Annotated in this window: 8 protein-coding genes and 1 pseudogene; 6 read left to right on the forward strand and 3 right to left on the reverse strand. The window is 72.5% G+C overall.

Going from position 1 to position 9,882, the window contains the following annotated elements; genetic code table 11:
- The 3 genes and pseudogenes from MHW47_RS26495 to MHW47_RS26505 all read left to right on the forward strand — a co-directional run.
- A pseudogene (locus MHW47_RS26495) lies at positions 1 to 557 on the forward strand (amino acid deaminase); the annotation flags it as partial.
- 34 nt (positions 558 to 591) lie between these two features.
- On the forward strand, positions 592 to 2,205 hold the full coding sequence (locus tag MHW47_RS26500; protein WP_239226289.1) for an amidohydrolase family protein: 1,614 nt from the start codon (positions 592 to 594) through the stop codon (positions 2,203 to 2,205).
- Positions 2,206 to 2,239: 34 nt separating this feature from the next.
- On the forward strand, positions 2,240 to 3,082 hold the full coding sequence (locus MHW47_RS26505; protein ID WP_239226290.1) for a DUF1206 domain-containing protein: 843 nt from the start codon (positions 2,240 to 2,242) through the stop codon (positions 3,080 to 3,082).
- 84 nt (positions 3,083 to 3,166) lie between these two features.
- Here the strand turns inward: MHW47_RS26505 and MHW47_RS26510 are convergent, their stop codons facing one another.
- Positions 3,167 to 4,039, reverse strand: coding sequence for a serine protease (locus MHW47_RS26510; protein WP_239226291.1), 873 nt, complete (start codon positions 4,037 to 4,039; stop codon positions 3,167 to 3,169).
- A gap of 397 nt (positions 4,040 to 4,436) precedes the next feature.
- Here MHW47_RS26510 and MHW47_RS26515 point away from each other — a divergent pair, with 397 nt between their 5' ends.
- Together MHW47_RS26515 and MHW47_RS26520 are read left to right on the forward strand one after the other, a co-directional pair.
- On the forward strand, positions 4,437 to 5,648 hold the full coding sequence (locus tag MHW47_RS26515; RefSeq protein WP_239226292.1) for a pyridoxal phosphate-dependent aminotransferase: 1,212 nt from the start codon (positions 4,437 to 4,439) through the stop codon (positions 5,646 to 5,648).
- A gap of 93 nt (positions 5,649 to 5,741) precedes the next feature.
- Positions 5,742 to 6,134, forward strand: a complete 393-nt coding sequence (locus tag MHW47_RS26520; RefSeq protein WP_239226293.1) for a hypothetical protein — start codon at positions 5,742 to 5,744, stop codon at positions 6,132 to 6,134.
- Between the two features lie 48 nt (positions 6,135 to 6,182).
- Here MHW47_RS26520 and MHW47_RS26525 read toward each other — a convergent pair whose 3' ends face one another.
- Both MHW47_RS26525 and MHW47_RS26530 read right to left on the reverse strand, forming a co-directional pair.
- Positions 6,183 to 6,695, reverse strand: a complete 513-nt coding sequence (locus MHW47_RS26525) for a hypothetical protein (protein ID WP_239226294.1) — start codon at positions 6,693 to 6,695, stop codon at positions 6,183 to 6,185.
- Positions 6,696 to 6,879: 184 nt separating this feature from the next.
- Complete coding sequence (locus MHW47_RS26530; RefSeq protein ID WP_239226295.1) at positions 6,880 to 8,706, reverse strand: phosphoenolpyruvate carboxykinase (GTP); 1,827 nt, start codon at positions 8,704 to 8,706, stop codon at positions 6,880 to 6,882.
- Between the two features lie 236 nt (positions 8,707 to 8,942).
- Here MHW47_RS26530 and MHW47_RS26535 point away from each other — a divergent pair, with 236 nt between their 5' ends.
- Positions 8,943 to 9,641 (forward strand): hemolysin III family protein, encoded by a 699-nt coding sequence (locus tag MHW47_RS26535; protein ID WP_239226296.1) that lies wholly within the window; start codon positions 8,943 to 8,945, stop codon positions 9,639 to 9,641.
- The last annotated feature ends 241 nt before the right edge of the window (positions 9,642 to 9,882 follow it).

Genomic DNA, 9,882 nt, shown 5'->3' on the forward strand with positions numbered 1-9,882 from the left:
GCCGCTTCGCGGGGCTGGGGCCCGGCGAGCCGATCGTGGTCAGTGCGGGCGGCAGCGCGTGGTTCGACGCGGTGGCGGACGTGTTCGCCGAGATCCCGGAGCTGTCCTCCCCGGTCCTGAAGCTGCTGCGCTCGGGGGCGTACGTCTCGCACGACGACGGGCACTACCGCCGCCTCACCCCGTTCAACCGGGTGCCCGAGGAGGGCGCGCTCCAGCCCGCGTTCCGGCTGTGGGCCCAGGTGGTGTCGCGGCCGACCCCCGGTCAGGCGTTCCTGAACGCGGGCAAGCGGGACGCTGCGCACGACCTGGACCTGCCCGAGGCGCAGGTGGTGCGCTCCGGCCGGGACGGCTCGGTGCGGCCTGCCACCGGCATCGAGGTCACCGGCCTGTCGGACCAGCACACCTGGCTGCGCACGGAGGAGGGCGCCGGGCTGGAGGTCGGGGACTGGGTGGGCATGGGCCTGTCCCACCCGTGCACGAGCTTCGACAAGTGGCAGCTGATCCCCCTCGTCGAGGCGGACGGCACGGTCACCGACCTCATCCGCACGTTCTTCTGAGCCGGGCCCGCCCCCCGAGAAAGGCCCCAGGCCCATGGACCTCGTCATCCGCGACGCCCGCGTCATCGACGGCAGCGCCGCGCCCTCCTACCGCGCCGACGTGGCCGTCGCCGGGGGCCGGGTCGCGGAGATCCACCGCGAGGACTCCCCCGGCCCCCGGCCCTCCGGCGCCCGTACCCTGGACGCCGGGGGGCTCGCCCTGGCGCCCGGCTTCATCGACATGCACGCCCACAGCGACCTGGCGCTGCTGCGCGACCCCGACCACAGCGCGAAGGCCGCACAGGGCGTCACCCTCGAAGTGCTGGGCCAGGACGGCCTCTCGTACGCGCCCGTGGACGACCGCACGCTCGCCGAGGTCCGCCGCTCCATCGCCGGGTGGAACGGCGACGGCGCGGACATCGACTTCGACTGGCGCACGGTCGGCGGCTACCTGGACCGGCTGGACCGCAACTTCGGCGGCCGGGGCATCGCCGTCAACGCCGCCTATCTGATCCCGCAGGGCACGGTCCGGATGTACGCGGTCGGCTGGGAGGACCGGCCGGCCACCGCGGCCGAGCTGGACCGGATGCGCCGGCTCGTGGCCGAGGGCATGCGCGAGGGCGCGGTCGGCATGTCCTCCGGGCTGACCTACACGCCGGGCATGTACGCGGACGACGCCGAGCTGACCGAGCTGTGCCGGGTGGTGGCCGCGCACGGCGGCTACTACTGCCCGCACCACCGCTCGTACGGCGCCGGGGCCCTGGAGGCGTACGGGGAGATGGTGCGGCTCACCCGGAGCGCGGGCTGTTCCCTGCACCTGGCCCACGCGACCATGAACTTCGGCGTCAACGAGGGCCGCGCCCCCGAACTGCTCGCCCTGCTGGACGACGCGCTCGACGCGGGCGCCGACATCTCCCTCGACACCTACCCGTACACCCCGGGCTGCACGACGCTCGCCGCCATGCTGCCCGGCTGGGCGAGCGAGGGCGGCCCGCGGGCGGTCCTGGACCGGCTGGCCGACCCGGACACGGCCGCCCGCGTCCGCCACGACCTGGAGGTCACCGGCTCGGACGGCTGCCACGGGGTGCCCATCGAGTGGGACACCATCGAGATCTCCGGCACCGGCGAACCCGGGCTCGCCGCGTACGTCGGCCTCACGGTGGCCGAGTCGGCGGAGCGGCGCGGCGAGGAGCCCTGGACGGTCGCGCGGCGGCTGCTGGTGGAGGACCGGCTCGGGACGACGATCCTGCAGCACGTCGGCCACGAGGAGAACGTCCGGCAGATCATGCGCCACCGGGTGCACACGGGCGGCAGCGACGGCATCCTCCAGGGCGACAAGCCGCACCCCCGCGCCTACGGCACCTTTCCCCACTACCTGGGCCGCTACGCGCGCGAGCTGGGCGTCCTGTCGCTGGAGGAGTGCGTCGCCCATCTCACCGCGCGCCCGGCGGCCCGGCTGCGGCTGCCCGACCGGGGGCTCGTCCGCGAGGGCTACCGCGCCGACCTGGTCCTCTTCGACCCGGACACGGTGGCGGCGGGCTCCACCTTCGACGAGCCGCGCGCCCTGCCGACGGGCATCCCGCACGTGCTGATCGACGGCCGTTTCGTGATCGAGGACGGCAGGCGCACCCAGGTGCTGGCGGGCCGCTCCGTGCGCCGGGCGGCCTAGTTTCGCCGGTCACCATCGGGGCAACCGAGCCGGCATGGACATCTCTGCGGCGGCCTCGAAGGGCCATGGGAAGGCGCGGCGGGCGGGCGACAGCACGGCCGTCGAGGCGGCCGGCCGCGCCGGGTTCGCGGCGCGCGGGGTCATCTACTTCCTCGTCGGGTTCCTCGCGCTGCGCATCGCCCTCAACGGGGGCGGCGGCAAGCAGGCGGACCGGGGCGGGGCGCTCGCGGAGATCGCGCAGAAGCCCTTCGGCCACGTCCTGCTGTGGGTGCTGGGCCTGGCCCTGGCGGGCATGGCCCTGTGGCGGCTGTCCGAGGCGGCGTTCGGCGCGGCGGGCCCGGACGGCCACAAGGCGACCAAGCGGCTGGCCTCGGGCGGGCGGGCCGTCTTCTACGCCTTCGTCTCGTCCTCGGTCCTGATGTTCGCGGCCGGTGACCGGGGCAGCGGGAGCGGCAGCGGGGACGCCCAGTCGCAGGACGTCACCGCCCGCGTCCTGGACATGCCGGGCGGGCGCTGGCTGGTGGGCGCGGCCGGCGTGGGCATCGCCTGTGCGGGGCTGTGGATCGCGGGCCGGGCGGCGCTCCGGAAGTTCCACAAGCACCTGCGGATGGAGGCGATGTCCCCGGCGGTGCGGCGGGCGGTGGACGTCGTCGGGATCGCGGGCGGGGTCAGCCGGGGGCTGGTCTTCGCGGTCGCGGGAGGTTTCGCGGTGTCGGCGGCGGTGAAGGCGCGCTCCGGCGAGGCCAAGGGCATGGACGACACCCTGCGCGCCTTCAGCGCGACCCCGGCCGGACCCTGGCTGCTGGGCCTCGTCGCGGCGGGCCTGGTCGCCTTCGGTGTCTTCTCGCTGGCGAACGCGCGGTGGCGCAGGATCTGAGCGGACCGGACGCGTGCGGAGGGGCGGGGCCGGACGGTCCCGCCCCTCCGCACGCGCCACGGCTCACGGCTTACGGCTCACGGCTCACGGCTTGGGCAGGGTGCACCCGGTGCGGTTCAGGTCGAAGACGTTCCCGGCGCCGACGCAGGCGGCGATGCCGTAGGTCTGCTGGGCGTAGTTGATGCCCTGGCGGACCGTCACCTGCCCGTTCTCGTCGACCTCGCACGGGTTGTTGTCCGTGCACCGCTGGCCGTCCTCGTTGCCGGTGTTGTTGACGGCGACGACCTTGCCGGTGGCGTTGTCGATCACCGGCGAGCCGGACGTGCCGCCGATGGTCTGGCAGCCGGAGGTGTAGCGGACGGAGTCCTTCCAGGTCCAGGAGCCCTCCTTGAGCCGGTAGACGAACCCGTCCACGTTGCAGCTGTAGGTGCGCTTCCAGTACCCGGACACGACGGTGATCGCGGTGCCCTGCACGGGGTGCGTGGTGCTGAGTTCGAGGGCGTCGATGCCGTAGCGGCTCTTGATCTGCGCGTACGTGGAGGTGAGCTGGTACACCGATATGTCGGTGTCCGTCATCGTCCCGTACGCGATCTTGCTCGCCCGGAGCGTGCCGACCCCCCGGCCGGAGGCGTTGAGCAGGGTGAAGGACCGGCTGGAGGAGCGGTTGTACACGACCGTGCCCGGGGCCGGGAAGCCGGTCTCCAGGCAGTGCCCGTTGGACAGCACCAGCGCCGGGTCGCCCGGCTGCGAGGCGGGGGTGCGGACGACGGAGCCCGAGCAGTTGCTGAGCGCGACGGTCCCGGCGAAGCCGACGGCGGCCCGGACCGGAGCCGGGGCGGTGGCGGCGGACGGGGCGGCGGACGACGGAGCGGCGGACGGGGCGGCGGCGGTGGCGGGCGCGATGCCCGCGCCCATGAGCAGGACGGCGAAGAGCGCACCGACGAGAGGCTTTTTCATGTGGGAGGTCCCCTCCAGCGAACGAACAGAGCGCGACAGCCCTCTGCGACCGAAGTTCTTTCGGTCCGAAGTTCCTTCGGATTGACATGCGCATGCTGATGCATACGGCGGGCGTGCACAAGAGGCGGATTTCGGCCGCACCCGTGGATCACCGGTCTCCGGCCACGCGGGGCGCCCGCCGCCACCCCTTCGTGGCGCATCTCACCCGCCCCCGTCCGTCACACCGCCGGACCAGCCCTTTCCAAGCCGGGCGCCGTCCGCTCCCAGCGTTCCCACGGCTCGCGGGAGGCGGGCGCATGGCGATGAAAGCCCGCACACATGTGCGCCCCCGCCCGGCCCGCCGAGCCCCTCGCCAAAGGCGGGGCGACCTGCGGAGCACAGTCGTAAGCTCGCCGGCATGCAGGTCATCCAGTCCACGAAGCTCGCCAACGTCTGCTACGAAATCCGCGGCCCCGTGCTCGAGGAGGCGATGCGGCTGGAGGCGGCCGGTCATCGCATCCTCAAGCTGAACACCGGCAACCCGGCCGCGTTCGGCTTCGAGTGCCCGCCCGAGATCCTCGAGGACATCCTGCGCAACGTCGCCGGGGCGCACGGCTACGGCGACGCGAAGGGGCTGCTGTCCGCGCGCCGGGCGGTGATGCAGCACTACCAGACCAAGGGCATCGACCTGGACGTCGAGGACGTCTACCTGGGCAACGGCGTCTCCGAGCTGATCCAGATGTCGATGCAGGCGCTGCTCGACGACGGCGACGAGGTGCTGGTCCCGGCCCCGGACTACCCGCTGTGGACGGCGTCGGTCGCGCTCGCCGGCGGCACGGCCGTGCACTACCGCTGCGACGAGCAGTCCGACTGGATGCCGGACCTCGCCGACATCGAACGGAAGGTCACCGACCGCACCAAGGCGCTGGTGATCATCAATCCGAACAACCCGACCGGCGCGGTGTACGACGAGGAGATGCTGCGCGGCCTGACGGAGATCGCCCGGCGGCACAACCTGGTCGTCTGCTCCGACGAGATCTACGACCGCATCCTGTACGACGGCGCGACGCACACGCCCACCGCCACGATCGCCCCCGACCTGATGGTGCTCACCTTCAACGGGCTGTCCAAGAACTACCGGGTCGCCGGGTACCGCTCGGGCTGGCTGGCGGTCTGCGGCCCCAAGGCCCACGCCACCTCGTACATCGAGGGGCTGACGATCCTGGCCAACATGCGGCTGTGCGCGAACATGCCGGCGCAGCACGCCGTGGCCACCGCGCTCGGAGGCCGGCAGTCGATCGACGACCTGGTGCTGCCGGGCGGCCGCATGCTGGAGCAGCGCGACGCGGCGTACGACCTGCTGACCCGGATTCCGGGCGTGACCTGCGTGAAGCCCAAGGGGGCGCTGTACCTCTTCCCCCGGCTCGACCCGAAGGTCTACCGGATCAAGGACGACCGCCAGATGGTCCTGGACCTGCTGCGGGCCGAGAAGATCATGGTGGTGCAGGGGACGGGGTTCAACTGGCCGGACCCGGACCATTTCCGCGTGGTGACGCTGCCCTCCACCGAGGACCTGACGGACGCGATCGGCCGCATCGCCCACTTCCTGGACGGCTACAGCCAGGACTGACCCAGCCCCGGGCCGGGCCAATACTCGAAGATGGATAACTTTAGACTGAATCCAAGCTAGGATGGTCCTCACAGCACCACCAGGAGGCCATCCATGTACGAACCGATCCGCGTCAAATCGGTCCTCACACCGGCCGACCACGCCGACGACTTCCCCGGTCGCAGCCGCGAGGAGGAGCTGGACATCCAGCTCGCGGGACACCTGGCCGCGCTGCTCGCGGTCACCGACGAGCTGGGGCTCGGCGAGGCGGGCGACCTCATCGCCGGGCAGGTCGCCCGGCTCCGCGGCGCCCCGCCCGTCCGGCACGCCGGTCTGAGCGACGCCCCCGCGTCCGCCCTCCACCGCCGCGCCCACGCCCTCGCGGGCCGGGCCCTGGTGGTGGCGGCGTCCCGCGCCGACACGACGGTCGCCATCCTGGCGGCCGAGCGCATGGACGCCCACACCGAAGCGCTGTCGGCCGGCACCCGTCTGGTCGGCGCCCACTGACGGCCCCGGTCCGCGCGCCCTCACGACGCGCGGCCCGGGTGCCCCCTCTCACCGGGCGCTCGTCGCCCCTGAGCCCGCGTCGCGCGTCGACTCGAAGGTCACGTCCCCCAGCTCGCAGACCGGGGCGCCCCGCACCGGGACCGGGCCGGCGACCTGCCGGGACGCCGTGCCGCCCGCCGCCAGATCGGCCACGGTCACCCCGCCCTCCCCGGCGGCCGTTCCGCGCCCCTTGCCGGTCCGCGCGTCCCGGAACGCGACCCGCACGGTGTACGTGCCGGAGCGCGCCGCCCCGCTCGTGATCCGGATTCCGGCCGCCGGACGGCCCGTCACCTCGTCCCGCACACAGGAGGCGACGGTGACATCGTCGGACGGGAAGCGCATGCCGGCGTGGTTCTCGCCGTACACGTAGGCGAACGCGATGAAGAGGGCGAGCAGGCCGAGGCCGACCACCGCGGCCACGGAGCCCAGCACGATCGCGACCACGGCCGGGCCCTGGAGCGGCCGCCGGGGAAGGAGCGGCGGCCCGCCTCCCGACGCGTTCGGATACGGCGGATAATCCATCCCCCCGGCCCCCTTCGCCCCGCGCGCGGGCGGCGCGTGGCGGGGCCACCGTACGGTCGCGCCGATCACCTCCACGGCTCCGGACGGTCACAACCCCACTACGAACGCGGGCCGCCGACGGCCGACGGCCCCCCGCCCCGGAGCGTCCGGGGCAGGGGGCCGTCACCGTACGGGCGGCAGGGGCTCAGCCCAGCCGGGCCACCAGGGCGCGGTACTCGTCCCACAGTTCCTTGGGCGTGTGGTCGCCGAAGGTGTTCAGGTGCTCGGGGACCAGAGCGGCCTCCTCGCGCCAGACCTCCTTGTCGACGCTGAGCAGGAGGTCGAGGTCGGCCTCGGAGAGGTCCAGGCCGTCGGTGTCGAGCGCGCTCTTGGCGGGAAGGACGCCGATCGGCGTCTCGACGCCCTCCGCCTTCCCGTCCAGGCGCTCCACGATCCACTTGAGGACGCGGCTGTTCTCGCCGAAGCCGGGCCAGACGAACTTCCCCGCCTCGTTCTTGCGGAACCAGTTCACGTAGTAGATCTTCGGCAGCTTCGACTGGTCCGGCTTGTCGGCGCCGACCTTGAGCCAGTGGTTCATGTAGTCGCCCATGTTGTAGCCGCAGAACGGCAGCATGGCGAACGGGTCGCGGCGCAGCTCGCCGACCTTGCCCTCGGCGGCGGCGGTCTTCTCGGAGGCCACGTTGGCGCCGAGGAAGACGCCGTGCTGCCAGTTGAAGGACTCGGTCACCAGCGGTACGGCGGAGGCGCGGCGGCCGCCGAAGAGGATGGCCGAGATCGGCACGCCCTTCGGGTCCTCCCACTCGGGCGCGATGATCGGGCACTGCCCGGCCGGAACGGTGAAGCGGGCGTTGGGGTGGGCGGCGGGCGTCCCGGACTCGGGGGTCCAGTCGTTGCCCTTCCAGTCCGTGAGGTGCGCGGGCGGCTCCTCCGTCATCCCCTCCCACCAGACGTCGCCGTCGTCGGTGAGCGCGACGTTGGTGAAGACGGAGTTGCCCCACATCGTCTTCATGGCGTTGGCGTTGGTGTGCTCGCCGGTGCCGGGCGCGACGCCGAAGAAGCCGGCCTCCGGGTTGATCGCGTACAGCCGGCCGTCCTCGCCGAACCGCATCCACGCGATGTCGTCGCCGATGGTCTCCACGGTCCAGCCGGAGATGGTGGGCTCCAGCATGGCGAGGTTCGTCTTGCCGCAGGCGCTCGGGAACGCGGCGGCGATGTACTTCGACTCACCGCGCGGCGGCGTGAGCTTGAGGATCAGCATGTGCTCGGCGAGCCAGCCCTCGTCGCGCGCCATCACGGAGGCGATGCGCAGCGCGTAGCACTTCTTGCCGAGCAGGGCGTTGCCGCCGTAGCCGGAGCCGTACGACCAGATCTCGCGGTCCTCCGGGAAGTGCGAGATGTACTTGGTCTCGTTGCAGGGCCAGGGGACGTCCTCCTGGCCCTCGGCCAGCGGGGCGCCCAGCGTGTGCACGGCCTTCACGAAGAAGCCGTCGGACCCCAGCTCGTCGAGCACGGGCTGCCCCATGCGGGTCATGGTGCGCATCGAGACGGCGACGTACGCGGAGTCGGTGATCTCGACGCCGATCGCGGAGAGCGGCGAGCCGAGCGGGCCCATGCAGAACGGGACGACGTACATCGTGCGCCCGCGCATCGAGCCGCGGAAGACGCCCTGCTCGCCGGTGAAGATCTCCCGCATCTCGGCGGGGTCCTTCCAGTGGTTCGTGGGGCCGGCGTCCTCCTCCTTCGCGGAGCAGATGAACGTACGGGTCTCGACCCGCGCGACGTCGCTCGGGTCGGAGGCCGCGTAGTAGGAGTTCGGACGTTTGATCTCGTCGAGCTTGGTGAACGTGCCCTTGGCGACGAGCTCCCCGCACAGGCGCTCGTACTCGGCCTCGGAACCGTCGCACCAGACCACCCGGTCCGGTTCGGTCAGTGCCGCGATCTCGTCCACCCAGGAGATCAGCTCCTGGTGGTTGGTGGGAACAGTGAGGGGAGCCGCGATGTCGCGCGCCACGATCGCTCCTTGATGAGGGTGTGTTCGGTGGGTGCTCTTGTGCCCTGGTGCCCCGTGGGGGCTGCGACCCGGATGCGTGTACCCCTTCGAATTCCCCTGGCGCTCATCCGGTGCCGACCGCACTCATTTGATCATCCGCCGCTCGCGCCCATATGTCCAGAGGGCCGCCCATGTGAGCATCCGCACGTACCCCGGCCCATATCGGGTACCTACGGCGACGTAGGTACGATGCGAAAATGACTGCTGCCGTCGCCGCACCCGACACCGCCGGCCCTCGTCCGGCCACGCCCGCCGACGCCCCGCCGAAGCCACGGATGCGCGGCTGGCTGCATGCCGGGATGTTTCCCGCCGTCGTCATAGCGGGGCTGTTCCTGGTGGCCCTCTCGGACAGCACGCGGGGCCGGATCGCCTGCGCCGTCTACGTGCTGACGGCGTGCCTGCTGTTCGGCGTGAGCGCGGTGTACCACCGGGGTACGTGGGGGCCGCGCGGCGAGGCGGTGCTGCGCCGGCTGGACCACGCCAACATCTTCCTGATCATCGCGGGCACGTACACGCCGCTCACCCTGCTCCTGCTCCCCGAGTCCACGGGCACCCCGCTGCTGTGGGCGGTGTGGGGGGCGGCCGTCGCGGGTATCGCGTTCCGGGTCTTCTGGGTCGGCGCGCCGCGCTGGCTGTACACCCCGTGCTACATCGCGATGGGCTGGGCGGCGGTCTTCTTCCTGCCGGACTTCATGCGCACCGGCGGGATCGCGGTGCTGGTGCTGGTCGTCGTCGGCGGCGTGCTGTACAGCGCGGGCGGCGTCATCTACGGCATCAAGCGGCCGAACCCGTCGCCGCGCTGGTTCGGCTTCCACGAGGTCTTCCACTCACTGACCCTGGCCGCCTTCGTGGTGCACTACGTCGGCATCTCCCTGGTCGCGTACAACCACAGCTGACCCGCCCGGCGGCGGGCGTCGTCCCCCGGTGCGGGCCGCAGCTTCGAGGGCCGCGGCCCGCCGGCCGTTACGGAGTCCCGCCCAGCGCGCGGGCCAGGGCGTCCGGGTCCGTGGTCGGCGCGTCGCACACGAAGTGGCGGCAGACGTACGCCGTCGGCGCGCCGACCTTCCGCACCCGGTCCGCGAGCAGCGGGAACTCTCCCCCGCCCGGCTCGCCGGCCGCGACCACCGCGCCGGCCGC

Origin of the sequence: Streptomyces sp. OfavH-34-F (genome assembly GCF_022347745.1) — a bacterium.
Taxonomy (GTDB): domain Bacteria; phylum Actinomycetota; class Actinomycetes; order Streptomycetales; family Streptomycetaceae; genus Streptomyces.